This is a genomic window from Streptomyces sp. JLSY215 (assembly GCF_059682825.1).
Genome location: NZ_CM185022.1, coordinates 4,398,062 through 4,423,487 on the forward strand (window position 1 = coordinate 4,398,062; position 25,426 = coordinate 4,423,487).

Below are 25,426 nucleotides of genomic sequence, written 5' to 3' on the forward strand. Positions count from 1 at the left end.
TCACCCCACAGGTGGGCCGTGCATCGGGGGGACCTGAAGACAACTGCCGCCTTCAGGCGACGAGAAAGCGCGCCTGCCCGAGGAGTAATCGTTCCATGAGCGAGCACCGTCGCAAACCGCCACAGCCACAAGGTGGCGGACGTGCCGCGGCCCGACGTTCCGCGCAGCAGCCATCAGGGCGTCGTGCCGCGCCCTCGCGGGACTCGGCTGCCGGTCCGCCGCCCACCTCCGATCCGCATGGCCAGGAGCGGCCGTACGGTGGACGTGCCGAAGCCCGCCGGGCCGCGCAGCGTGGCGGCCGCCGGCGAGGATCCGATCCCGCTGCGATGGCCACCGGTGGTGGGTCCGCTGGCCATGGCGGTGGCGGCCGTGGAGGCCGCCGCACCGGTGGCGGCGGGAACGGGCCCGAGGGGGGAGGTCGAGGGCGTGGCAATGGGAAGCCTGCCAAGAAGCGCTGGATCGACTACCCGCGTGCCCACCGCGACGGCTGGCGTCGCTTTGTGCCGTCCTGGAAACAGGTCACCAGCCTGTGTCTGGGTTTCATCGGCCTGATCGTCGGAGCCGCGGGCGTCGCGCTGGCTGTGGTGGATGTTCCCGATGAGAACAAGGCCGCCATGGCCCAGAACAACGTCTACCTCTGGTCCAATGGCAAGGTCATGGCCCGCGACGGTGACACGAACCGGCAGAACCTCAAGATTGCCCAGATCCCCGGTGAAATGCAGGACGCGGCGGTCGCGGCGGAGAACGCGTCGTTCTGGCACGACTCGGGCGTGGATCCCATGGGTATCGCACGCGCGCTGTTCAACATGGCCAAGGGTGGGGAAACCCAGGGTGGCTCGACCATCACGCAGCAGTACGTCAAGAACGCGATGCTGACCCAGAACCAGACGCTGGACCGCAAGTTCAAGGAACTGTTCATCTCGATAAAGGTCGGGGCGCTCAAGGGCAAGCCCGAGATCTTGCAGGGTTACCTCAACACCAGTTACTACGGGCGCGGTGCCTACGGCATCCAGGCCGCAGCCCAGGCGTACTTCGGGAAGGACGCCAGCAAGCTGTCGCGGAGCGAGAGCGCCCTGCTGGCAACGGTGCTCAAGGGTGCCGACCTCTACGACCCGGCCGGCGGTTCCGGGCCGAACTCCGACCGGGCGTCCAACACCAAGCGGGCGAAGGCTCGATGGCGCTGGATCCTCGACCGGGAAGTCGAGAACGGGATGATCTCGAAGGCGGAGCGGCTCAAGATCACAAAGTTCCCCCACGTCGAGGACCCGAAGCCGGTGGCCAGTAAGGCCGGCCAGATCGGCTACCTGATGGACACGGCCAAGAAGTACGTCCTGAAGCACTCCAACCTCAGTGAGCGGGAGTTCGACAGGGGCGGCTACACCATCCAGACAACCTTTGATGAGTCGAAGGTCAACAAACTCGCCGAAGCGGTCAAGAAAGTCGACAAGCGGTATATCGATCCCAAAAAGCGCGCGAAGGATAAATACGTCCAGTTCGGTGCTGCCTCCGTGGTGCCCGGCGACGGCAAGATCGTTGCCCTTTACGGCGGTGAGGGTTACGACAAGGGGCATTTCAGCAATAACGCGGACACCTATGGTGTGCCCGTCGGCTCGACCTGGAAGCCGTTCGTTCTTGCGGCGGCGATGAAGGACGGCACGGCCGCCAGCGGCGGTGCGCCGATCCCTCCGGAAAGCAAGTACAACGGCGACGACCATCTCAAGGTGCGGAACGCAGAGGGCGGCTTTGTCCTGAAGCAGGACGGCTCACCCTTCTACCAGGAGAACGAGAGCAACCATCCCTGGGGCTACATCACCCTGACCAAGGCGATGGAGCAGTCCGTCAACACCCCGTTCGTTCAGCTCGGCATGGATGTCGGGATGCGCAAGGTGCGGGACGTGGCCGAGTCGGTCGGTATCTCGCCGGACAGCTTCGACAAGAACCTCAACCCGTCGTTCGCGCTGGGCACCTCCACGCCGAGTGCGATCCGGATGGCCAATGCCTACGCGACCTTTGCCGCTTCGGGCACCAAGGTTGAACCGTACTCGGTGACCAAGGTGACGTTGGAGGGCAAGGACCTGGACGGCTTCGACAAGCCCGAGCAGGTGTCGGCGCTGCAGCCCAACATTGCCGACACCGTGACCAAGGTGCTGCAGAACGTCATCCAGAACGGCACGGCGAAGGAAGCGAAGCGGCTGGGCATTCCGGCCGCGGGCAAGACCGGTACGACCGACGAGAACAAGTCGGCATGGTTCGTTGGCTACACGCCGCGTCTCTCGACGTCTGTGACGATGTTCCGTGAGGACCCGCAGAATCCCCGCCAGCTGTCCATGAACGGAGTCGGTGGTTTCGACTCGATCCACGGTGGCGCCCTGCCGACCGAGGTGTGGACCGAGTACATGCTGGCGGCGCATATCCCGTCGGAGGAGTTCAATCCGCCCACGTCGTCCGTCGGTCCGCCGGTGAACGAGGTAGGTATGCCGACCCCCAAGCCCACCCCGACTCCGTCGCAGGAGCCGAGCGGGACCCCGTCCGAGACGCCGAGCGAGTCTGCCTCCCCGGGCGACTCGCCGAGCCCCAGCCCGAGCGAGACCTGCTCCAAGTGGGACATCGGCTGTGGAGGCGACGGTGGCGGTACGGGTAATGGCGGAGGTACCGGCGGAGGACCGGGCGGTGGCCCCGGAGGCGACACGACTCCGACGCCTGATCCCACCAGCGGCGGTGGCGGGATCTTCGGCGGCCCCAAGGGCAGGTAGCGTCCACGGCCGCGAGACGTTTCACGTGAAACACGCAGACCGTTTCACGTGAAACATGGACTCACGAAGCCCCCGACCCGGGATGACCGGGCGGGGGCTTCGCCATATTCGGCCGAGGGCTGTACGGCAGGATGGGGCCATGACGAGCGTGCGACAGGACGAGCCTGTACGGCCGACGAGGCGGGATGAGGTTGCGGCGGCCGGTAGCGAGTTGATCGGAGGGCCGATCGGCCGGCGCGCGCTGCTCGGAACGAACTGGCTGACGCCGGTGCGGGGCATCGCGCTGGTCGCCATCGGCGTGTTCGCACTCGGCATGGTGCAGAAGCTGCCTTGCTTCGACGGCGGGTGGTTCTTCGGTGCCACGACCCAGTACACCCACGCCTGCTACTCCGACATTCCCCATCTCTATGTGGGGCGGGGATTCGCCGATGGGCTGATCCCGTATTTCCAGCGACTGCCCGGCGATATGGAGTACCTCGAGTACCCCGTGCTGACCGGTCTCTTCATGGAGGTCGCCTCGTGGATGACCCCGCATCCGGCCACGATCCAGGACCGTGTCCCCAGTGAGCAGATCTACTGGCTGGTCAATGCCGGGATGCTGATGGTGTGCGCCGTCATCATGGCGGTCTGTGTGGCCCGTACCCACCGCCGCCGTCCCTGGGACGGACTGCTGGTCGCACTGGCACCCGCCTTCGCCCTTACCGCCACCATCAACTGGGACCTGCTGGCGGTCGCCCTGACCGCTGCGGGGATGCTGATGTGGTCACGCAGCCGCCCGCTGACGGCCGGTGTGCTGATCGGCCTGGCGACCGCGGCGAAGCTGTACCCGGTGCTGCTGTTGGGGCCATTGCTGGTGCTGTGCTGGCGCGCGGGAGCCTGGCGGGCCTACGGCCGGGCCCTCACCGGTGCCGTGGCGGCCTGGCTTGTGGTGAACCTGCCGGTGATGATCACGCACGATGCGGCCGGCTTCCACATCCGGGAGGGCTGGGCGAAGTTCTACACCTTCAGCCAGGAACGGCCGATCGACTTCGGTTCGCTCTGGCTCCTGATCTCACAGCGCACCGGCAACCCCCTGGAGAACGCCAACACCTACGCCACGCTGCTGATGATCGTCGGCTGCGGCGTCATCGGTTTGCTCACTCTGTACGCACCGCGTCGGCCGCGCTTCGCGCAGCTCGCGTTTCTCGTCGTGGCGCTGTTCATCCTCACGAACAAGGTCTACTCGCCGCAGTACGTCCTGTGGCTGATCCCGCTCGCCGCGCTGGCCCGTCCACGCTGGCGGGACTTCCTGATCTGGCAGGGCTGCGAGGTCATGTACTACCTCGGGATCTGGATGTACCTCGCCTACACCAGCAACGGCGACAAGCATCAGGGGCTGCCGCCCGAGGGCTATCAGCTCGCCATCGTGCTGCACCTCCTGGGCACGCTCTATCTGTGCGCTGTGGTCGTACGGGACATTCTGATGCCGGAGCGCGATGTGGTGCGCAGGGACGGGGACGATGACCCGTCGGGCGGTGTCCTGGACCGGGCGCCGGATGTGTTTGTGCTCGGACAGACGGCCCGCGAGCCACGCCGCGCGGCGCACTTCGAAGGCGCGGCGCCGGTGCGCTGGGGCGCCGTACGGAAGTAGGCCGAGCACGGTGGACAAGCATCGGGCCCGGTGTCGCAGAGGGTGTCTGCGGCACCGGGCCCTTGACGTCATGGAAGACAGGTTCTTCAGCGGTCCACGATCCGGTCGAACTGGGTGGTGGTGTGGCGCAGGTGGGCCACCAGCTCCTCGCCGACCTGGGGCTCGGGTGCATCCCCCGGCACGAACAAGATCGACACCTGCATGTGTGGCGGCTCCGCGAACCAGCGCTGCTTACCGGCCCATACGTACGGGGCCAGGTTGCGGTTGACGGTTGCCAGGCCCGCTCGGGCCACGCCCTTGGCGCGCGGCATCACGCCATGCAGCGCCTTGGGTGACTCCAGGCCGACGCCGTGCGAGGTGCCGCCGGCCACCACGACCAGGTAGCCGTCGGAGGCCGCCTTCTGCTGGCGGTAGCCGAAGCGCTCCCCCTTCGCGATCCGGGTCACATCAAGAACCGAGCCGCGGTACTCGGTGGCCTCGTGGTCGCCGAGCCACAGCAGCGTCCCGATCCGCGCGCGGAAGCGGGTCTGCGGGAACTGCTGCTGGAGCCGGGCGAGTTCCTGCGCCTTGAGGTGGCTGACGAACATGGTGTGCAGCGGCAGCCGGGCGGCGCGCAGCCGGTCCATCCAGCCGATGACCTCCTCGACGGCGTCGGAGCCGTCGGCGCGGTCCAGCGGCAGGTGGATGGCGAATCCTTCGAGCCGGACGTCTTCTATGGCCGCGGCCAGCTTCGGCAGGTCCTCCGGCTTGACGCCGTGCCGCTTCATGCTGCTCATGACCTCGATGACGACCCGGGCGCCGACCAGGCCGCCCACGCCCTCGACCGAGGAGACCGAGCGGATCGCCCGGTCCGGCAGCGGAACCGGCTCCTCGCCGTGCCGGAACGGGGTCAGGACGAGCAGGTCGCCGCTGAAGTAGTCCTTGATGCGGGCCGCTTCGTAGGTCGTACCGACCGCGAGAATGTCGGAACCGAGGCGGGTCGCCTCCTCGGCGAGGCGCTCATGGCCGAAGCCGTAACCGTTGCCTTTGCAGACCGGGACCAGCCCGGGGAACTGCTGGAGCACGCTCTGCTGGTGTGCCCGCCAGCGCGCGGTGTCGACGTAGAGAGTGAGCGCCATGGCCGGGCCCGGGACCTTTCTCGTAGCTGGGTGTCTCAGGGTACGAACGGTGCGGTGGAGCTGTCGGCGGTGCGCAGGCTATCCGCGGAGCGACATCGCGATGTCGAACGCCTTCTGCATGAGCTTGTTGAGCGGGAAGTCCCACTCACCGAGGTACTCCGCTGCCTGCCCACCCGTGCCGACCTTGAACTGGATCAGACCGAAGAGATGGTCGTTCTCGTCCAGCGAGTCGCTGATGCCACGGAGGTCGTAGACCGAGCCGCCGAGCTTGTAGGCGTCCTGCAGCATCTGCCACTGCATGGCGTTGGACGGGCGGACTTCCCGGCCGATGTTGTCGGAGGCGCCGTAGGAGTACCAGACGTGCCCGCCGACGACCAGCATCGTCGCCGCGGAGAGGTTCACGCCGTTGTGCCGCGCGAAGTACAGACGCATGCGGTTGGGGTCCTCGGTGTTGAGGGCGGTCCACATGCGCTGGAAGTAGCTGAGCGGTCGCGGACGGAACTTGTCGCGTTCCGCGGTGATCTCGTAGAGCCGCTGCCATTCAGCAAGGTCTTCGTAGCCGCCCTGGACGACCTCGACACCGGCCTTCTCGGCCTTCTTGATGTTACGGCGCCACAGCTGGTTGAAGCCCTTGTGGACCTCCTCCAGGCTGCGGTCGGCGAGCGGTACCTGGAACACATAGCGGGGCTGGACATCGGCGAAGCCGGCGCCACCCTCCTCGCCCTGCTGCCAGCCCATACGGCGCAGCTGGTCGGCCACCTCGAAGGCGCGCGGCTCGATGTGGGTCGCCTCGACGTCGCGCAGGCGCTTGACGTCCTGGTTCTGGATGCCGGCCTTGATCGCCGCGGCGTCCCAGCGGCGGATGACGACCGGCGGGCCCATCTTCACGGTGAAGGCACCCTGCTGCTTGAGATGCGCGAGCATCGGCTGCAGCCAGTCCTTGAGGTTCGGCGCGTACCAGTTGATGACCGGGCCCTCGGGGAGGTAGGCGAGGTAGCGCTTGACCTTGGGCACCTGGCGGTAGAGGACGAGGCCGGCGCCGACCAGCTCGCCGCTCGCGTCGAACCAGCCCAGGCTCTCCGAGCGCCATTCGGCCTTGACGTCCGCCCAGGCAGGGACCTGCATGTGGCTGGCCGCGGGCAGGCTCTGGATGTATGCCAGATGCTGCTCTCGACTGATGGTCCTCAGGGTCAGGCTCATGCGGGGCGCTCCTCGGCAGGTGTGTCCCCATTGTCGGGGCTCCGGCTCTCGCGCCGAAGCCTACTGTGACCGGGGAGCGCCCCGACTGGCCCGTGCGGGCACAGGGCCGTACGGCCCTTATCCGTTGCGCTAACCGATGACGCCGCCGAAGAGGCCGCCGTGTGCCAGACCGAGGTAGAAGCCGAAGGCCGCGGCTCCTAGCCCGATGATCAACAGGAAGCGTTCACCTGTCGTCGACGAGATGAACTGGCCCCAGAGGCCGGTGCCGATTCCGACCAGGCCGACCCAGGAACTGACCAGGTGCAGACTGGGGGAAAATGTGGCGAAGGCGGCGATCGCGCCGAGGACTACGGTCACGATGGCGAGGGTGTTCTCGACGGGATGAGCCTGGCCGTCGCTGTTGAGCAGCGAGATCAGGCTGCGCTGGGTCCTTACTGCCTGTGCCATGCGGCACCTCCGATGACAGGGCGGCGCACTGTAACGCCGCTCACACCCGTTGTGTTCCAGATTGAGGGGTGTGCCGCTCGGATTTCAACCGGAAGGCCTGAGGCAGGTACTCTGTACGGTCTGCGCCCATGTCTGTCCGGATACTCCGGCCGGGCTCGGTGCGGAACGCATCATGACCCTCCTGCCACGGAACGACCGTGGCCGCTGAGTCCAAAGGAGGTGGGTTCTACATGCGTCACTACGAGGTGATGGTCATCCTCGACCCCGATCTCGAGGAGCGCGCTGTCTCCCCGCTGATCGAGAACTTCCTCTCCGTCGTCCGTGAGGGCAACGGAAAGGTCGAGAAGGTCGACACCTGGGGCCGTCGTCGTCTCTCGTACGAGATCAACAAGAAGCCCGAGGGCATCTACTCGGTCATCGACCTGCAGGCCGAGCCTGCGGTCGTCAAGGAGCTCGACCGTCAGATGAACCTGAATGAGTCGGTCCTTCGGACCAAGGTCCTCCGTCCCGAGACCCACTGAGCGCGCAAGCGTCCAGCGGTAACCGGGTTCGAGTAGCAGCAACACCAGCAGCCAGCAGCACACCCGCCGAGAGGTTCCCCTAATGGCAGGCGAGACCGTCATCACGGTTGTCGGCAATCTTGTCGACGACCCCGAGCTGCGCTTCACCCCGTCCGGTGCGGCGGTCGCGAAGTTCCGCGTCGCGTCCACCCCCCGCACCTTCGACCGTCAGACCAATGAGTGGAAGGACGGCGAGAGCCTGTTCCTGACCTGCTCGGTGTGGCGTCAGGCGGCGGAGAACGTCGCCGAGTCCCTCACGCGGGGTACCCGCGTGGTCGTGCAGGGCCGTCTCAAGCAGCGGTCGTACGAGGACCGCGAGGGCGTGAAGCGCACGGTCTACGAGCTCGACGTCGAGGAAGTCGGCGCGAGCTTGAAGAACGCCACGGCCAAGATCACCAAGACCGGTGGTCGCGGTGGCCAGGGCGGCGGCTTCGGCGGCGGCCAGCAGGGCGGCGGTGGCCAGGGTGGCGGCGGTTGGGGCGGCGGTCCCGGCGGCGGCCAGCAGGGCGGCGGCGGGGCTCCCGCCGACGACCCGTGGGCGACCGGTGCACCCGCCGGCGGCGGCCAGCAGGGTGGCGGCGGCGGTGGTGGCTGGGGCGGTGGCTCCGGCGGCGGCTACTCGGACGAGCCGCCCTTCTAGGTCCGTACAGCCGGTCCGTCCGACGCGTTGTTTCACGTGAAACAACGCCGTGGAGCGGCCGGGGGCCTGAGGGCGTCAGCACAAACTTCTTGAACTCACTGGAGAGAGACAATGGCGAAGCCGCCTGCTCGCAAGCCTAAGAAGAAGGTTTGCGTGTTCTGCAAGGAGAAGATCTCCTACGTCGACTACAAGGACACGAACCTGCTGCGGAAGTTCATCTCCGACCGCGGCAAGATCCGTGCCCGCCGGGTCACCGGCAACTGCACTCAGCACCAGCGTGACGTCGCCACGGCCGTGAAGAACAGCCGTGAGATGGCGCTGCTGCCCTACACGTCCACCGCGCGATAAGGGAAGGGTGACCGAAACATGAAGATCATCCTCACCCACGAGGTCTCCGGCCTCGGCACCGCCGGCGACGTCGTTGACGTCAAGGACGGGTACGCCCGTAACTACCTGGTCCCGCGTGGTTTCGCGATCCGCTGGACCAAGGGTGGCGAGAAGGACGTCGAGCAGATCCGTCGCGGTCGTAAGATCCGCGAGATCGCCACGATCGAGCAGGCCAACGAGGTCAAGGGCCAGCTCGAGGGCGTCAACGTGAAGCTGGCCGTCCGTGCCGGCGACGCGGGTCGTCTGTTCGGCTCCGTCACCCCGGCCGACATCGCCTCGGCGATCAAGGCTGCCGGTGGCCCGGACGTCGACAAGCGCCGCGTCGAGCTCGGTTCGCCGATCAAGACCCTGGGCGCGCACCAGATCTCCGTGCGTCTGCACGCCGAGGTCGTTGCGAAGCTCGGCGTCGAGGTCGTCGCCGCGTAATCGCAGCACCACAGCACAACGCTGAAGGGCCGTACCCCCTCCGGGGTACGGCCCTTTGCCGTGCCGGTGTCCTGCGGGCCGGGGCTCAGTCCACGTCCTGTGCGTGCTTGTACAGCTCGGCGACATCGTCGTCGAAGTACGCGGCATAGGAGATGTCATCCTCGTCGCCGCCTCCTTCATGGCCGCCCAGGACGCCGATGACCGTGCCGGTGTGGCTCTTGGGGTCGTAGTCGGCCAGCCAGGGACTGCCGCTGGTGCCGCCTTCGAAGTCGGTGCACTGGACGCGTAGCTGGGTGTCGCTGAACTTCGTGGTGCGGTTCTGGCAGGAGATCGGGGTGTCGCGGCTCGTGGGATAGCCGGTGATCTTGACCTCGTTGTCGAAGCCGCGGTCGATGCCGAGGGTGTTGCCGCCCAGGACGTCCTGGATCTGCTTGCCGTGCTTCTTGTCGAGTATCAGGAAGGCGACGTCGAGATCCTCGTCCTGTGACTTGGCCCAGCGGTCGTCGACGACCACCTTCTTGACCTTCCACAAGCCGGTGGGCTCGTCGCCGCCGCGGTAGTCGGGGGCGAAGACGAGATCGTTCACGGTGGTCCCGGCGTCGGCGTCGAAGGCGCAGTGCGCGGCCGTGATGAGCATGTTCCGGCCGGGACTCTGGACGACGCTGGCGGTGCAGAAGTGGTCGCCGGAGTCGTCCTTCTCGAAGACCACGCCGACCCGGGCGTTCTGCTCCGTTCTGCGCGGGGTGTAGGCGTTGCCGTCATCGGCCGGGGCCGTCGCGGCGGGATCCTGGTCCTGGGGGTCCTGTCCCGCCTCGCCGGACTTGCCGAAACTGCTGCGGCCGCCGGCGACGTTGCCGGTATCGGCGTCCTCCGCGGAGTAGCCCACCACAGCGGCTGCCACGATGACGAAGAACGTCAGGGGCAGGAGTGATTTCCTGGTGAGGGCGCGCACACGGTCATTATCGACAGCCACTCGCGGTTACGGGACAGTTCAGCGGGAGGCCCCGGTCACAATCCATCGGCCCGAGCTGGTCCGGAACCAGAGCGTCAGCATCCGCACGGTCATCATCAAGGCCATTGCCCACCACAGGGCGACAAGGCCGCCGCCGAGGGCGGGCACGGCCAGTGCCACGGGCGCGAACACGGCCAGCGTCGCGACCATTGCCCAGGCGAGATACGGGCCATCGCCCGCGCCCATCAGGACGCCGTCGAGTATGAAGACGATGCCGGATATGGGCTGGGTGACGGCCACGACCAGCAGCGTGGTCATCAGTGGGCCGCGGACGGCGGGATCGGCGGTGAACAGGGGGATGAACAGCGGCCGGGCGAGCACGACCAGCACCCCGAGGACCAGGCCGGAGGCGATGCCCCACTGGACCATGCGTCGGCAGGCGGCCTTGGCGCCGTCGCGGTCGCCCGCACCGAGGTAGCGGCCGATGATGGCCTGGCCGGCGATCGCTATCGCGTCCAGAGCGAAGGCCAGCAGCTGCCAGAGAGTGAGTACGATCTGGTGGGCGGCTATCTCGGCGTCGCCGAGCCGGGCGGCGACGGCGGTGGCGATCATCAGCACCGCGCGCAGCGAGAGGGTGCGCACGAGCAGCGGGACGCCGGCCTGTGCACAGGCGCGTATCCCCGCCGCATCGGGGCGGAGCGAGGCGCCGTTGCGCCGTGCGCCGCGGATCACGACGGTGAGATAGACGGCGGCCATGCCGCACTGGGCGATGACCGTGCCCCAGGCGGAGCCCGCGATGCCGAGGCCGGTGCCGTAGACCAGGCCGGCGTTGAGGGCGGCGTTGGCGGAGAAGCCGCCGATGGCGACGTACAGCGGGGTCCTGGTGTCCTGGAGGCCGCGGAGCACCCCGGTGGCGGCCAGGACGACCAGCATCGCGGGGATGCCGAGGGCGCTGATACGAAGGTAGGTCGTGGCGTACGGTGCTGCGGTGCCGGAGGCGCCGAAGGCTTCGACGAGCCAGGGGGCGGTGGGCAGCACGGCCGTGATGACCGCGGCGCCGAGCAGGAGGGCGAGCCAGATCCCGTCCATGCCCTGGCGGATGGCGGCGGGCAGATCACCGGCGCCGACCCTGCGGGCAACCGCGGCGGTGGTGGCGTACGCGAGGAAGACGAAGACGGAGACCGCGGTGGTCAGCAGGGCGGCGGCGACGCCGAGGCCGGCCAGCTGGGGGGTGCCGAGGTGGCCGACGACGGCGCTGTCGACCATGAGGAAGAGCGGTTCCGCGACCAGTGCGCCGAAGGCCGGCAGGGCGAGGGCTACGATCTCGCGGTCATGGCGGCGGTGGGCGCGCCGTGGCGTCGCGGGAGCCTGTGTCATGCAGGCAATCTAATCTTCCACAGGTAAGAGATGCAATCCCATTGCGGTCCTTACTTTCCGCTGTGTGGAGTCGTCATCTCCGTACTGTTTGCCGTGATCTTGACCGGGTCGCCGAAGTTTTTCTCCCCCACAGCCTATGGATGAGAAAAGTGCAGGTCAGGGGCGTGCGGGTGGGCTGATTGTGTGCTTGTCCACAGTAGTTTCCCCCGGCCCGTGCACAGGATCCGGGGACTTCTCCACAGCTGGAGGCCCGTCATCCACACGGCCTGTGGATAACCAGATTGGCGGAAGGTGCTCGCGGGCCTACCGTGGTCCGGCACCCGCCGCCTGTTCCGGCCTGAGACATCGTCCGAACTCGACGCGCCGTAACCGGAGTCGGGCGTCTCGATTGTCAGAGCTGTGCCGTAAGAAAGAAGAGCACAGCAAGGTCCGCGCCGCGGACGGGAGGAGGTGCCGGGGTGAGCATGCCCGAGCCCATGGAGGACCCTTGGGCGGACTCCGGTCCGAGCGACCGGCTGCCGGCCCCCCGCTCCCGTCGAGGTGAGGGAAAGGGCCGCGGACGCGGCGACCGCCAGGAGCGCGGTGACGATGACGGCGGCTCCTGGGCGGGCGGCTTCGAGCGGGTCCCCCCACAGGATCTGGACGCGGAGCAGTCGGTGCTCGGCGGCATGCTCCTGTCGAAGGACGCCATCGCCGACGTCGTCGAGGTCCTCAAGGGCGAGGACTTCTACCGTCCCGCCCATGAGCTGGTATTTCAGGCGATCCTCGACCTCTACGCCAAGGGCGAGCCCGCCGACCCGATCACCATCGCGGCGGAGCTGACCAAGCGCGGCGAGATCGGACGGGTCGGCGGCGCATCGTATCTGCACACCCTCGTCCAGTCCGTGCCCACGGCTGCCAACGCCGAGTACTACGCCGAGATCGTCCACGAGCGTGCCGTGCTGCGCCGGCTGGTCGAGGCCGGTACGCGGATCACGCAGATGGGATACGCGGCGGACGGCGACGTCGACGAGATCGTCAACAGCGCCCAGGCGGAGATCTACGCCGTCACCGAGCAGCGGACCAGCGAGGACTACCTCCCGCTCGGCGACATCATGGAGGGCGCCCTCGACGAGATCGAGGCGATCGGCTCGCGTCAGGGCCAGATGACGGGCGTGCCCACCGGCTTCACCGACCTCGATTCCTTGACGAACGGCCTGCACCCGGGCCAGATGATCGTGATCGCGGCCCGTCCCGCCATGGGTAAGGCCCTCGCCCTGGACACCCCGCTGCCCACCCCCTCCGGGTGGACCACCATGGGCGAGGTGCAGCCCGGGGACCATCTCCTCGACGCAACGGGGAAGCCCACCCGCGTGGTGGCCGCCACCGAGGTGATGACGGGGCGCCCCTGCTACGAGATGACCTTCGATGACGGCACGACCGTGATCGCCGATGCGGATCACCAGTGGCTCACCGACACCGGGGCGTCCCGCAGATCGGCTCAGGCCGCCGCTGCCGGGCACGACGGCTCCCCCGGCAAGCGCGCCTCCGCCTCGGTCAGGACGACCAAGGAAATCGCTGCGACGCTGCACGGCCCCACAGCCGACCGGCGCAACAACCACAGCGTGAAGAACGCCGACCCGCTCGAACTCCCGCACCGGGACCTGCCGCTGTCTCCGTACGCCCTGGGCACATGGCTGGGAGACGGCGACACGAGCCACGACGGTCTTCAAACGGCGCTGCAGAGCATGGGTCTCCTGGCGAACAGGCACATCCCCCAGGAGTATCTGCGCAGTTCCGTCGCCCAGCGCAGAGAACTCCTCGCGGGGCTCGTGGACGCCGACGGAACGGTCACTGCGACCGGATCGGTGCAGTTCACGGCCACCAACAAGGCGCTGGCCGAAGGGCTTTGCGAGCTGGTGGTGAGCCTCGGCCATCGCTGTGCCATGCGTACCCAGCGGATCGCGGAGGGCTCAGAGGGGTCGTCCACCGCGTATCTCGTCGCCTACACGCCGAACGACGATGCGCTCGGACCGGAGCGGAAGGGCAGCGCGCATGCGGAGCCCGGCGGCCACGGCACTGAGCAGCTGAACCAGCGCTTCATCACCGACGTCCGGGAGATCGAGAGCGTCCCGGTCCGCTGTGTCCAGGTGGACAACCCCGATCACCTCTACCTGGCCACCCGGTCGATGGTCCCCACCCACAACTCCACCCTCGCCCTGGACTTCGCGCGAGCCTGCTCGATCAAGAGCAATCTGCCGAGCGTGATCTTCTCGCTGGAAATGGGGCGCAACGAGATCGCGATGCGCCTGCTGTCCGCCGAGGCCCGGGTGGCGCTGCACCACATGCGCTCCGGCAGCATGACGGACGAGGACTGGACGCGCCTGGCGCGCCGTATGCCGGATGTGTCGGCCGCGCCGCTGTACATCGACGACTCGCCCAACCTCTCGATGATGGAAATCCGCGCCAAGTGCCGTCGGCTCAAGCAGCGCAACGAGCTGAAGCTCGTGGTCATCGACTATCTCCAGCTGATGCAGTCCGGCGGTTCGAAGCGTGCCGAGAGCCGCCAGCAGGAGGTCTCGGACATGTCCCGAAACCTCAAGCTCCTGGCGAAGGAACTCGAACTCCCGGTCATCGCGCTCTCCCAGCTCAACCGTGGCCCCGAGCAGCGCACGGACAAGAAGCCGATGGTCTCCGACCTGCGTGAATCCGGCTCGATCGAGCAGGACGCCGACATGGTCATCCTGTTGCACCGCGAGGACGCCTACGAGAAGGAGTCCCCGCGCGCCGGCGAGGCCGACCTGATTGTGGCGAAACACCGTAACGGCCCTACGGCGACGATCACGGTGGCGTTCCAGGGCCACTACTCGCGGTTTGTGGACATGGCGCAGACGTGAGTGAGGTCCGGGGAGCTGTCTCGTCTCCTCTTGGACGACTTCGACCGGGCCGCGCGACCAGGCCCACGGCTGTCAGGGCACGGTGATGACGATCTTGCCGCGCGCGTGGCCGGTGGCGCTCACGTCGTGAGCTGTGGCGGTCTCCTTCAACGGGAACACGGCGTGCAGCGGGACGGTGAGGCGTCCGCGGTCGGCGAGATCGGCCGCCAGTGGCAGCCCTGCCCAGCCCGGCGACTCTCCTGCTCGGGAGCGTGAGTACCGCACTCCGTGTCGGTCGGCGTCGAAGTCTGCGATGGTCACCACGCGGTGCGGGTCGCCGGCGATGGCCACCAGTTCGCCGAGAGAGCCCTTGCCGGCCGCGTCCAGAACCACGTCGACCCCGTGCGGAGCCAGTGGGGCAAGGCGATCGGCCAGCCCCGCCCCGTAGGTGACCGGAACGACGCCGAGCCGGTCGAGGAAGCCGTGGTTGCCTTCGCTCGCGGTGCCGATCACGGTGAGGCCGCGGGCCCGGGCGAGTTGCGCGGTGATGGTGCCGACGCCTCCGGCGGCACCATCGATCAGCAAGGTCATGCCCTCGGCGGCTTCCAGGGCCTCCAGTACACGCACGGCTGTGTCGATGTTGCCCGCGGCGCCACCCGCTTCCTCGAAAGACCACGACTGAGGCTTGGGTGCCCATGCCTCAAGGACGGCGTACTGGGCCGCGGCGCCTCCCTGATCCACGAAGGGGACGAGGCCGAAGACCTCGTCTCCCACGGCGGTGCCGGTCACGCCCGCTCCCACCTCGTCGACCGTTCCGGCGGCATCCATGCCGGGGATGTGGGGGAAGTCCAGGGTGGCGAGGTCCCGCAGCATCCCTGAACGCAGGTACCAGTCCACCGGGGTGACGCCGGTGGCACGCACCGCGATGCGGACCTGACCGGGCCCGGCGTGCGGCTCTTCGACCTCCTCCATGCACAGGACTTCGGAACCGCCGTAGCGGTGGTATTGCACAGCAAACACGGACAACCTCCGTACGCGTAGTAAGTCGTTCAGCAGGAGAGCTTGCAGTCGCTCACCTCCGCGGGACTGTCAGATTCCCGCGGGGTCCCGGTCGGTGAAGAAATTGATCACGTCCTGGGGCGTGGGGTTGTGGGCGACTTCGGCGGCGGCCGCGGCGCTGCGGGGGAACAGCGCTTGTTCGTATGAGGTGAGGGCGGTCTCGATGGCGTCGGGGTGTGCGGCGAGGGCCTTTCCGAGTTCGGCACCGTCCTGCATGGCCAGGTTGGCGCCTTCACCGTTGGGGGTGGAGAGGTGGGCGGCGTCGCCGAGCAGGGTCACTCCCGGCACCCGGTCCCAGCGGTGCCCGACCGGCAGGGCGTGGAGGGGGCGCAGGACCGGCGCGGTCCGGCCGGCGGTGATCAGGGCGGTGAGTTCCGGTGCCCAGCCGTCGTACTCCTCCGCGATCCGCTCGGCGGCTGCGGCGGCATCGGTGAAATCGATGCCGGCGAACCAGTCCTGCGGCTTGGCCAGTGTGATGTAGGTGCGGAGGGCCCCGCTCCTCTCCCGGTGAGCCACGAGCCACTTCCCGTTCCCGTCCGGGTCGAGCGCGACGAGTGTCCCGCCGCCGACCGCTTTCGCGGCGGCCGGGTGCCGGGTGTCGGCGTCGTGCAGGTAGGTCTCGACGAAGGACCGGCCGACGTATTCGGGTGTGGCGTCGGAGAGCAGCGGTCGGACTCGTGACCATGCGCCGTCCGCGCCGACCAGCAGGTTCGTGACGACGGCGGCGCCGCCTGCGAAGGTCACCTCGTGGCGGCCCTCGGTGAGGGCGCGGACGCCAGTGGCCTTGTGGCCCCATCGGACGGTGCCGTCGGGGAGTGCGTCCAGCAGGATCTGTCGCAGCTCGCCGCGCTGTACCTCGGGGCTTTCGCCCGCGCCGTCGTCGGCCTTGTCGAACAGGACGGTTCCGTTGCGGTCCAGGAGCCGTATCGCTTGGCGGCCCTCCAGGATGAGGCCGCGGAACTCGTCCATCAGTCCGGCTGCCTTGAGGGCGGGTTGGCCGTTGTAGTCGTGGATGTCGAGCATCCCGCCCTGCGAACGCGCCGTCGGGGAGGACTCCGCCTCGTAGACCGTGACCGGGATGCCGTGGAGGTGCAGGACGCGGGCCAGGACGAGGCCGCCGAGTCCGGCGCCGATGATCGTGACAGGAGTGTGCATGGGACTCCTTGCGTGTCGCACACCTGCCGGGCGGGCCCCGGCAGGATCGCTGGAAGGAAGGCAGCTCGCCGGGCCGTGTGACCGGGCAGGGAACGGCTCAGACGACGATGACCCGGCGCCCGCGCGTGTGACCGGCCCGGCTGTCGATGTGTGCCGCCGGGGCCTCGGCGAGCGGGTACGACTTCTCGACCGGGATGTGGAGCTTTCCCCGCGTGATGAGGCGGACGGCCTCGGCGAGCGCTTCCGGAACGTTCCCGGTCACGCCGGAGTACCGGGCACCGAGCTCCGGCGCACCCAGGTCGGCGATGGAGACCACCCTCAGCGGATCCCCGGTCAGCTCGACGAGCTCGCGGATCACGCCCGACCCGGCCAGATCGAGCGCCGCGTCGACCTGTCCGAGCCGCCGCACCCGCTCGACCCAGCCCTCGCCGTACGTCGTGGCGAGGGCGCCCAGGCTCCGCAGATACTCCTGGTTCGCGGCTCCGGCCGTGCCGATCACCGTGATGCCGCGCTCGCGGGCGATCTGGAGGACCGCCGATCCAACTCCCCCGGACGCGCCGCTGACCAGCAGCGTCTGCCCGGACCGCACACCGGCCTGACCGATGATGCGCAGCGCGGTCTCCACGACGGAGGGGTACCCGGCCGCCTCTTCGAAGGTCAGGCTCTCGGGCATTCGGGCCCAGGCCGCGAGGACGGCTAACTCGGCATACGTACTCGAGCCCCGCCCGAACACGCGGTCACCGACCTCGACCCCTTCGACGTGCTCGCCGACCTGGTCCACCACCCCGGCGGCGTCCTGCCCGACTCCGGCGGGCAACTCGACCGGGCGGACCTTCTGGAACTGGCCTTCACGGATCCGCCAGTCGACCGGGTTCACGCCCGCCGCCCGCACGGCGACGCGTATCTGGCCGGGGCCCGCGTGGGGCTCCTCGGCGTCTTCGAGGTGGAGAACGTCGGGGCCGCCGAACTCGGCGAAGCTCACTCTCTTCATGCGGCCGACCGTAACACTAACGGTTATGGTTTAGGAACTGGTATTCCTTTGGATTTGGTAGTGTCAGTGGCATGACCGTGCCGACGACCGGACGCCGTGAACGCAAGAAGGCCGCGACCCGCCAGAAGATCGCCGACACCGCACTGCGGCTCTTCCTGGAGCGCGGGTACGACGCGGTGGGCATCCGTGACGTGGCCGCCGAGGCCGACGTGGCCGTCACCACGCTCTTCTCCCACTTCGCCTCGAAAGAGGCCCTGGTGTTCGACCAGGACGAGAACTTCGAGCAGCGCCTCACGCAGGCGGTCACCGGACGAGGGCCGCACGAGTCACTCATCCCCGCGCTGCGCCGCGAGGTCCAGGCCATGGTCCGGCACTGCACGGGGGACGGCGCCGCCCCGATCTACCGCATGATCGACGCGTCACGTGCCCTGCGGGAGTACGAGGAGTCGATGCGGCTGCGCCACGCAGAGTCGTTGGCCACGGCCCTCGTCGCCGATCCCGACCTGTCACAGAGCGAAACGGCCTGCCGGACGATCGCGAGGTTCGTGATCGATGCCTATGCGCTGGTCCGCGAGGCGGCCGACCCGGACGCCGCGCTGGACGAGATCTTTCAGATGATCGAGGCGGCCTGGGAAGTCACCTGGCCTTCTGGGTGAGGCTGCTGGCGAGCAGTGAACCCGGAGCCGGACGGGACCTCAGCACGAACTCTGGTTCCGCACGAGCCAACTCGTCTCGGAACAGCAGGCGATCCGATCAAGACGGACCGTCGAGGAAACGACATGAAGTGGAGACTCCGACGTCCGACACGACCTGAGGCTGCGGGAGAACCTGCATGTCACGAGGGCGAATTCCGACACCGGCCGCGAGACCCTGCAACCTCGTAGGGGGTTGTGCCGAGTGGCGTTGGAGCAGAGCAGTTGACTGCGGGGCCGGTCCTCGTGAACCGGTCCACGCCCAGGCCTTGCAGACGGTCGAAAACGGGCCCCGGCGTCCGGCCTGTGGCGCGGACACCGAGGCCCATTTCCGTCACCTACGCGACTTCCGGGTGCTTACCAACCATGGCCGCCGTTACAACCCATGGAGGAGCCCATCCCGGTGATCTGACCGCCCGGAGCGCCCGCGCCGTTGAGAGCGTTGCCCAGCAGGCCGTTGAGGATCCCGACTTCGCCGAGGACGTCGACGTCGAGAACTTGCGCCGAGCATCCACCGCCGCCACCGGCGTTGGCGGTGCCGGCGCCAAGGAAGCTGACACTGCCGAGGACGGCTGCTACCACGGCGGCCTTCTGAAGCTTGCGCATATCTCCTCCATTGATTGAGCGGATGCGATCTGCAACAGATCCACTTCGTACAGTTACTGGAAGCTAATACGAAAAATCCCGCACCGCTCATCGGCGCTGGCATACGGGTCTCCGGAGGCGGCCGGCCGTGGCGCGCAACACGCCGTGGGCTTCCTCCAGGGGGGCCGACGCCAAGGGTGATCGTGTGACCTGCCGTCATCGTGGAGGGTGGGATGAAAACTGCTGCGGCCTCAGGCTTCTGGATTTCGGGGCGGAGCGTTTGTTTGCGGCGGGTTCGGTCGGCCGCTCGGGAGACTGGATGGAGCGCCCGCGTTGCTTCGCAGGGATGCCAACTCTCCGTGCAGCGGCTGAGGTTGGCTTCGGTGGGGCAAGGCGAGGCGCCATTGTTCGGCAGCTATTGCGTGATCTTTCGATTGGGGAAATCGGTCCGGTCGGGTGTCGCCCTCGACTCGGCCGCGTGCTCAACGGCCTTTGCAGCGAGGGATCTTTCAGTGTCTTGGCCTTCAACACCCTTCGTACGTACGGAATCTCGTTGTCTTGCCGAGGTGACGGGTGCCGGTCTCGGTGGATACTGGCCTGCCACTGCACTGCCGACTCCGCAGGAGGAAGGCGGACCCCACCCTGCCGTCCCCCAGGCATCAAGAGCCCCGCGCCAGCGCTCCATGGCGATCTCGAAGTTGCTGTGGCCCACTTGGACGATGCGGCTGACCAACACCCCATGCCCTCTCGGAGGATCCGGAACGGTGCAGTGGCGGGGGTAGTGGGAGTGGCGGGGTGGCGGGGTCATCGCGGTGGGTCGGCTCTTGGACGCCGAATGCGGCCACGTTCCGGCGAACCAGAAGTGCCGGAAGCGGTGGTACGGCCATTCCGGCTATGCCACCCAGATGCCCGCCACCCGTAGAAGGCGCCGTGCGTTCTACGACTCGCCGGACGGGTAAGCGGCCTGGCGCCTGGAACGGTTCTTCAGCCGGTCCGCTCGGCTCTACCGGGACATCGATGCGGACGGCCGGAGGCGCCTGACCCGCCGTCGGGCAGCGCCGCTGGGTGGCGAACCTCCTCATCGCCGGAGACAGCGTGAGTCCGGAGACAGCGTGGCCAGCTACACCGGACTCCCGGATTTCCCGGACTCCCCCTTTCGGAGGGACGTGCCTGACTCGCGGGGAGCGACGGGATGGGCCATCTGCTTGAGCTCACCCGCTCCACGCGGGTCGGCCGCCAGGCATTCGCCGCCGCGCGAGGCCGGAGCAGTCGCCGAGGTGGGGACGCGGTGAGAAGGGGCACGGTCGCGACGGGGCGTCAGCCCGCGGCCGAGGATGATGCATGCGCTGATCACGGCGGTCGGGACGGTGGGGAGCAAGGTGATGACGAGGGTGCTCAGGCCACCCCCGGCGCCGAGCAATTGGCCGGCGAGCAGGAAAAGGACCATGTTGTTTCCGGCATGGGCCAGGCTTGCGACCCAGACGCTGCCGCTGCGCTCGTAGAGCCAGGCGAGAATGATCTCCTGGCAGAGAAAGGAAAAGGTCCAGGCGACGAGGCCGGGTATCAGGTCCGAGAATTCGATATAGCCGATAAAGGCCAAGGGGTAGTGCCACGTGGCCCAGATAAGGCTGGTGGCGATGAGGGACGGTGCAGTTCTTCCCGCGTACAGGCGCGGGCGGAGATAGCTGGTCCAGCCGAATTCCTCGCCCCAGTACACCGGCATGAGGACGGGGACCAGCAACATCAGCAGGGCCACCGCAGTCCATCCGGGGATTCCGGGGAGCAGGCTGTTCAGCGGCGAGAAATCTGGGCGCCAAAGGCCGAGGGCTGCTGCCAGGCCGACGGTGGCGGCGGCCGTCAGGAGTGGGCCGAGCCAGGCCGTGAGGTAGTAGGGCCAGCCGGTCTTCAGGCGGGGGCGCAGCCCCGCATCGGCGAATCCCTCCTTGGTGACCCAGCGCCGCACGATCAGCGCGGCCATCCCCGGCATGCAGAACGCGGGAAGTTGCAGCAAGGGGTTGAGCGCCGACAGGCCGAGGCCCAGGTGCGCGATCAGCAGCCACAGCCATGCTCCCGCGAAGGAGAGGGCGAGGAATGCTGCGATTCCTTTGTTTCTTGTTGACATGCATATCTTCCGTCCAGTTGCCGTTTTGCCATCAGGCGGGCTGATTCCGATCCGGCTGATATCCCGGAGAACCGGGCAGTCGCACATCCCTGCAGCGAGTTTTCGGGCGCCGGCAATGGATGTGGCCTCAGTGAGCATCGCACTGTGCATCGGATCGACACCTCGCCGCGAAGGGGGAATGTCGGCCCCTCGAAATCGGGACGTCGTTCTGGCTCTTTCGGGGGAGGATGACGAACCGGCCGGGTGCCATGATCAGGCCGTGCGCAGAATGAATCGCCCGCGCTTCGGCAGGGCCGTGAAACAAGGCATGGCGGACTGGAGTCACGCGTTCCTCGGCGCGCTGTTGGGCGTCGTGCCGCTGACGACCGCGCTGCTGTTCGCGCCGCCGGCGTGGCCGGCGGCGCTGCGGATCGTCGGCTTCACGTGCGCGCTCGCGGTGGTGATCGTGGCCATGGCCTGCCCCCGTGCGGCGCGCCGCGGCAGCGTGCGCCTGGCGAATCGCCTGCTGGGGACCGGTCTTCCCGCTCCCGTCGAGCCGTCGTCAGGGGAACGCTCCTGGGTTCCCTGGGCCAATCGGCTCCGTACGGCGGGGTGGCTGCTGCCCCATATGGCGCTGGGCGGGGTGGTGACAGGGCTGACCGGCCTGCTGTTGTTCACCGCTGCCATGTTCGGCTCGGTCTGGCTGCGGGGTGGAGGCGTCGTCGATGCCTTCGGCCGGCACATCAAGGTGGACTCCGGTCCGGCCGGCCTGTGGGCATGGGGCGCGGCCGCCGGGGCGCTGGCGTTGTCGGTGGCGGTCTGTGCCGGGGCGGCGGCCGTACTCCGGCTGCTGGCACCGGTCCTCCTGGATCACCACCCGGTGGAGCGGCTGGCCGCCGTGGAGGAGCAGATGCACCAGCTGGCCCAGCGCAATCGACTGGCCCAGGAACTGCACGACTCCATCGGCCACACCCTCACGGCGTCCACCATCCAGGCCGCCGTGGCGGGGGAGTTGATGGAGCGCGACCCGGATGCGGCACGCCGGGCCCTCACCAGCATCGAGGAGACCTCCCGGGCGGCGATGGACGACCTCGACCATGTGCTGGGGGTTCTGCGGGAGGGGCAGGCACCCAGAGCACCGCAGCCCACGCTCGGCGAGCTCGGTTCCTTGGTGGAGCGGGTCCGGCGGGCCGGGGCGGAGGTGCGCGTCGAGACCGTCGGCGTGGTGGACCGCATACCGGCCACCGTCTCCCGGGAGGCGTATCGCATCGTTCAGGAGGGACTGACCAATGCCCTGCGATACGGGACGAAGACGGGGATCGCGCTGAGGGTCACCGCCCAGGACGGCCGGCTGGTGGTGGAGCTCACCAACCCCGTTGATGAGGCCGGTGCTTGCTTCCGCTCGGCCGAGCGGCTGGGGCCGGGGCGTGGCCTGGCCGGGATCGGGGAGCGGGTGCGGCTGCTGCGCGGCGAGGTGTTCACCGGGATCGCGCCGAGCGCGGGTGACGAGGGAGATGGGCACGTCGGCGGAGTCTGGCGTCTCGTGGTGCGGATTCCACTACCGTCGGCGCCATGAGCAGCGCACACACCGTCGGCACCGCGAACACCGGTGCGGCCGAGCCGGATACGGCCCCGGATGTGCCGGTGAGCGTGCTCATCGCCGATGACGAAGAGCTGACCCGTACCGGGCTGCGTGCCCTGTTGTCGGCCAAGCCCGACCTGGATGTGGTCGGTGAGGCCGCCGATGGCGCGGAGGTGCTTCCCCTGGTCGCGCGGCTGCGGCCGGACGTGGTGCTGATGGATGTACGGATGCCACGGCTGGACGGAATCGAGGCCACCCGGCGGTTGCGGTCCGAGCTGACCGACCCGCCCAAGGTCATCGTGATCACCACATTCGAGAACGACGAGTACGTCTACGACGCCCTGCAGGCCGGAGCCAGCGGCTTTGTCCTCAAGCGCGCCCCGGCACAGCAGATCGCGCACGCCATCCGGCTGGTCGTCACCGGCGACAGCGTGCTGTTCCCCGAGGCGGTACGACGGCTGGCCACCGGCCGGCCCGTGCGCCGCGACGCCGCCCGCAGGCTGGACGCACTCACCCACCGCGAGACCGACATTCTGCGGCGGATGGCGAAGGGCCTGACGAACCAGGAGATCTCCGTCGAGCTGACCGTGAGCCTGGAGACCGTGAAGACCCATGTGGGCAATGTGCTCGCCAAGCTCGGCGCCCAGAACCGGACCCAGGCGGTGATCCTGGCGTATGAGACGGGGCTGGTGGGGCCCGGGGCGAGCGGTCTGCGGGGCGACGTCCGGTAGCCGCGCCGCCCTCCGTCGGCGGCTCATGGGCAGAACGCCCTCCTGACGTTCCGCGCTTCTGATGCCGTAGCCGATCGTCCGTGCCGAAGCCTTTGACCTTCAGGCTGGTTGAAGCACGACAATCCCGCTCATGGACGAGGACGAAGAGCTTTTGGGCATCGGTGCATTCGCGCGGCGGGTGGGGCTGACGCCGAGCGCGCTGCGGTTCTACGACGACTGCGGCGTGCTACGGCCGGCCCGGGTGGATGCGGCGACGGGGTACCGGCACTACGCGGCGGGGCAGGCGGCCCGGGGTGTGCGGCTGCGCCGGCTGCGGGCGGCGGGACTGCCGCTGGTGGATATCGGGGTGGTGCTGGATGGGCCTCGGGACGCGGCGCGGGACGTGCTGCGGGCGCATCTGGAGCGGACACGGCGTACGGCGGACGAGGCGCAGGCGGTCGTGGAGAGCTTCCTGTGGGAGGCGTCGGAGGATACGAGGGGGTGCTGGGTACGGGCCTGGGTGGATGGGGCCGAACTCGCCGGTGCGGTACGCCAGGTGGCGCCCGCCGCTGCGGTGGGGGCGGCGTGTGAGGAGTTCCCGGCGCTGGGGAGTGTGCTGCTCGAACTCGTCGATGGCGAGGTGCGGCTGGTGGCCACGGACCGCTATCGGCTGGCTGTGCGGGTGCTGCGGGCCGAGGCCTTTGAGGGCGGGCCGCGCAAGCTGCTGATCGGCGCGGGGGCGGCGCGTGACCTGGCGGAGTGGGCCGTACGGCGGATGACGGTTGTGGTGGAGTGCGGGACGGAGGCGATGAGCGCGGAGGGCGCGGCGGAGGCGGTGGGGTTCCGGCTTCGGGATGCCGTGGAGGGCGAGTGCTGGGAGCCACCAGGGGAGCGAGGTCGGCGCGCGTGCCAGGACCTCGACACTTTTCCGGACTACCGGCTGATTCTGGAGGGGCTGGAGCACGGGGGATACCGCGTCGTCGTCGACCGGGGCGGGCTGCGGGACGCGGTTACCGGGCGCGGCGGTGTGGTGTCGCTCGCGGCGGGCACGGGGCCCGGCGGCGAGCAGGAGCTCCAGGTGACGGGCGGAGAGCGCGAGCCCGTTCGGCTCCGGGCGGTGTTTCACGTGAAACATGACGCCGTGAGGCATGACGCCGTGAGGCATGACGCCGTGAAACGTGACGTCGTGAGACATGGAGGGGTGCCGCGGATCGCCTTTGATCCGGCGGTTCTTGTGCCCGCGCTGGAGGCCGGAGTGGGTCCCGATGCGCTGCTGGAAATCGCCTCGGGGGAACGACCCGTCGTGGTCCGTTCCGCTGACCAGGGGAGCTTCACGACGTTGGTGATGCCGGTGAGTGAGGGTGCCGGCGGGGGTGGGGTTGGTACCGATGGCTGATCAGGGGAACCGGGGGATGGATCCGGATCTGCCGGTTGTGCGGCTGTGTGTGGCCGGGATGCAGGCGGAGGCGGACGGGCGCACGGATGTGGCGTACGAGCTCTTTCGGCAGGCCTGGGATGCTGCCGCCGACGACTATGAGGCGTGCATCGCCGCGCACTACCTCGCCCGGCATCAGAGCTCGCCCGAGGAGACGCTCCGCTGGAACCAGGAGTGTCTGGACCGGGCCGACCTGGTGGCGGACGAGCGGGTGCGGGGGTTCTATCCCTCGTTGTACGTGAACATGGCGCGGGCGTACCGGGATCTCAGACAACCGGCCCTGGCGTACGGGTACTTCGTGCGGGCCGCCGAGCGGGTGGGCGAGCTGCCGGAGGGACAGTACGGCGACTGGATCCGCTTCGCGATCGGCGACGGCCTGCGCGATACGGCACGGGAGGAGAGGGACGCCGCGACGGGAGACGACCCCATGGGGGACATTGCTCCGGCACCACGGGCCGTCGAGGAAGCCGTCGATACGGCCATCCGGAAGCTGTTGAGGCGGTGGTGTGCGCGGGCCGATCTCATGGCGTTGGGGCTGACGCTGCCAGCGTACCTCGGCTATCTGGGGACGGACGAGGACCGGATGCGGCTGCGCACCGCGCTCCATACGGTCCATGCGGCGCGGCGGCTGCCGGAGGACGAACAGGCCGAGCTCGGGGCGGTGATAGGGGCTGCTGCGCTGCGGTGACGGTGAGCGGCGGGGCCGAAATGGCCTCGCGTGCCGGGCGGTGATCGCGAGAAGGTGAGCTGTGGTGGGCAGGAGCCCGCCGA

At 68.5% G+C, this 25,426-nt stretch carries 22 protein-coding genes; 12 read left to right on the plus strand and 10 right to left on the minus strand.

Annotated elements, in window-relative coordinates; all coding sequences use genetic code 11:
* Window positions 1-95 precede the first annotated feature (95 nt).
* Both AC5677_RS19630 and AC5677_RS19635 read left to right on the plus strand, forming a co-directional pair.
* Window positions 96-2,753, plus strand: a complete 2,658-nt coding sequence (locus AC5677_RS19630) for a transglycosylase domain-containing protein (RefSeq protein WP_497196312.1) — start codon at window positions 96-98, stop codon at window positions 2,751-2,753.
* Between the two features lie 139 nt (window positions 2,754-2,892).
* Entirely contained in the window at window positions 2,893-4,383 is a 1,491-nt protein-coding gene (locus AC5677_RS19635; protein ID WP_497196313.1) for a glycosyltransferase family 87 protein, read from the plus strand.
* An 86-nt stretch (window positions 4,384-4,469) separates the two neighbouring features.
* On the opposite strand, the gene AC5677_RS19640 is transcribed toward AC5677_RS19635, so the two are convergent.
* From AC5677_RS19640 to AC5677_RS19650, 3 genes are all read right to left on the minus strand, one after another.
* On the minus strand, window positions 4,470-5,501 hold the full coding sequence (locus AC5677_RS19640) for an alanine racemase (RefSeq protein ID WP_497196314.1): 1,032 nt from the start codon (window positions 5,499-5,501) through the stop codon (window positions 4,470-4,472).
* Window positions 5,502-5,579: 78 nt separating this feature from the next.
* Entirely contained in the window at window positions 5,580-6,701 is a 1,122-nt protein-coding gene (locus AC5677_RS19645) for a lipid II:glycine glycyltransferase FemX (protein WP_497196315.1), read from the minus strand.
* Between the two features lie 129 nt (window positions 6,702-6,830).
* Complete coding sequence (locus AC5677_RS19650; RefSeq protein WP_403499772.1) at window positions 6,831-7,148, minus strand: hypothetical protein; 318 nt, start codon at window positions 7,146-7,148, stop codon at window positions 6,831-6,833.
* Between the two features lie 230 nt (window positions 7,149-7,378).
* Between AC5677_RS19650 and rpsF the strand changes: the two genes are divergently transcribed.
* From rpsF to rplI, 4 genes are all read left to right on the plus strand, one after another.
* The gene (gene rpsF, locus AC5677_RS19655; protein ID WP_003978891.1) at window positions 7,379-7,669 is read left to right on the plus strand and encodes a 30S ribosomal protein S6; all 291 of its coding nucleotides are present in this window, start codon (window positions 7,379-7,381) and stop codon (window positions 7,667-7,669) included.
* An 82-nt stretch (window positions 7,670-7,751) separates the two neighbouring features.
* Window positions 7,752-8,348 (plus strand): single-stranded DNA-binding protein, encoded by a 597-nt coding sequence (locus tag AC5677_RS19660; protein ID WP_497196316.1) that lies wholly within the window; start codon window positions 7,752-7,754, stop codon window positions 8,346-8,348.
* A gap of 111 nt (window positions 8,349-8,459) precedes the next feature.
* Entirely contained in the window at window positions 8,460-8,696 is a 237-nt protein-coding gene (gene rpsR, locus AC5677_RS19665; RefSeq protein ID WP_003978893.1) for a 30S ribosomal protein S18, read from the plus strand.
* Between the two features lie 18 nt (window positions 8,697-8,714).
* Window positions 8,715-9,161, plus strand: coding sequence for a 50S ribosomal protein L9 (rplI, locus tag AC5677_RS19670; protein WP_400069096.1), 447 nt, complete (start codon window positions 8,715-8,717; stop codon window positions 9,159-9,161).
* A gap of 85 nt (window positions 9,162-9,246) precedes the next feature.
* Here the strand turns inward: rplI and AC5677_RS19675 are convergent, their stop codons facing one another.
* Window positions 9,247-10,113, minus strand: a complete 867-nt coding sequence (locus AC5677_RS19675; RefSeq protein WP_497196317.1) for a trypsin-like serine peptidase — start codon at window positions 10,111-10,113, stop codon at window positions 9,247-9,249.
* Window positions 10,114-10,152: 39 nt separating this feature from the next.
* A complete protein-coding gene (locus tag AC5677_RS19680) occupies window positions 10,153-11,490 on the minus strand; it encodes an MATE family efflux transporter (protein WP_497196318.1) in 1,338 nt (445 codons plus the stop codon).
* Between the two features lie 668 nt (window positions 11,491-12,158).
* Here AC5677_RS19680 and dnaB point away from each other — a divergent pair.
* The gene (gene dnaB / locus AC5677_RS19685) at window positions 12,159-14,366 is read left to right on the plus strand and encodes a replicative DNA helicase (RefSeq protein WP_497196686.1); all 2,208 of its coding nucleotides are present in this window, start codon (window positions 12,159-12,161) and stop codon (window positions 14,364-14,366) included.
* A gap of 72 nt (window positions 14,367-14,438) precedes the next feature.
* Here the strand turns inward: dnaB and AC5677_RS19690 are convergent, their stop codons facing one another.
* From AC5677_RS19690 to AC5677_RS19700, 3 genes are all read right to left on the minus strand, one after another.
* The gene (locus AC5677_RS19690; protein ID WP_497196319.1) at window positions 14,439-15,365 is read right to left on the minus strand and encodes an NADP-dependent oxidoreductase; all 927 of its coding nucleotides are present in this window, start codon (window positions 15,363-15,365) and stop codon (window positions 14,439-14,441) included.
* 69 nt (window positions 15,366-15,434) lie between these two features.
* Window positions 15,435-16,559, minus strand: coding sequence for an FAD-dependent oxidoreductase (locus AC5677_RS19695; protein ID WP_497196320.1), 1,125 nt, complete (start codon window positions 16,557-16,559; stop codon window positions 15,435-15,437).
* Window positions 16,560-16,656: 97 nt separating this feature from the next.
* Window positions 16,657-17,550 carry an NADP-dependent oxidoreductase gene (locus AC5677_RS19700; RefSeq protein ID WP_497196321.1) on the minus strand — a complete coding sequence of 298 codons (894 nt, stop codon included), beginning with the start codon at window positions 17,548-17,550 and terminating at the stop codon, window positions 16,657-16,659.
* 71 nt (window positions 17,551-17,621) lie between these two features.
* On the opposite strand from AC5677_RS19700, the gene AC5677_RS19705 reads away from it, so the two are divergent.
* On the plus strand, window positions 17,622-18,206 hold the full coding sequence (locus AC5677_RS19705; protein ID WP_497196322.1) for a TetR/AcrR family transcriptional regulator: 585 nt from the start codon (window positions 17,622-17,624) through the stop codon (window positions 18,204-18,206).
* Between the two features lie 393 nt (window positions 18,207-18,599).
* Here the strand turns inward: AC5677_RS19705 and AC5677_RS19710 are convergent, their stop codons facing one another.
* Entirely contained in the window at window positions 18,600-18,848 is a 249-nt protein-coding gene (locus tag AC5677_RS19710) for a hypothetical protein (protein WP_497196323.1), read from the minus strand.
* Window positions 18,849-19,947: 1,099 nt separating this feature from the next.
* Window positions 19,948-21,099, minus strand: coding sequence for a CPBP family intramembrane glutamic endopeptidase (locus tag AC5677_RS19715; protein ID WP_497196324.1), 1,152 nt, complete (start codon window positions 21,097-21,099; stop codon window positions 19,948-19,950).
* Window positions 21,100-21,256: 157 nt separating this feature from the next.
* Here AC5677_RS19715 and AC5677_RS19720 point away from each other — a divergent pair, with 157 nt between their 5' ends.
* From AC5677_RS19720 to AC5677_RS19735, 4 genes are all read left to right on the plus strand, one after another.
* Window positions 21,257-22,504, plus strand: a complete 1,248-nt coding sequence (locus AC5677_RS19720) for a sensor histidine kinase (RefSeq protein WP_497196325.1) — start codon at window positions 21,257-21,259, stop codon at window positions 22,502-22,504.
* Complete coding sequence (locus tag AC5677_RS19725) at window positions 22,501-23,241, plus strand: response regulator transcription factor (protein ID WP_497196326.1); 741 nt, start codon at window positions 22,501-22,503, stop codon at window positions 23,239-23,241. The genes AC5677_RS19720 and AC5677_RS19725 overlap by 4 nt, the downstream gene beginning before the upstream one ends.
* A gap of 130 nt (window positions 23,242-23,371) precedes the next feature.
* Entirely contained in the window at window positions 23,372-24,616 is a 1,245-nt protein-coding gene (locus tag AC5677_RS19730; RefSeq protein WP_497196327.1) for a MerR family transcriptional regulator, read from the plus strand.
* A gap of 16 nt (window positions 24,617-24,632) precedes the next feature.
* Window positions 24,633-25,343, plus strand: coding sequence for a hypothetical protein (locus AC5677_RS19735; protein ID WP_497196328.1), 711 nt, complete (start codon window positions 24,633-24,635; stop codon window positions 25,341-25,343).
* The last annotated feature ends 83 nt before the right edge of the window (window positions 25,344-25,426 follow it).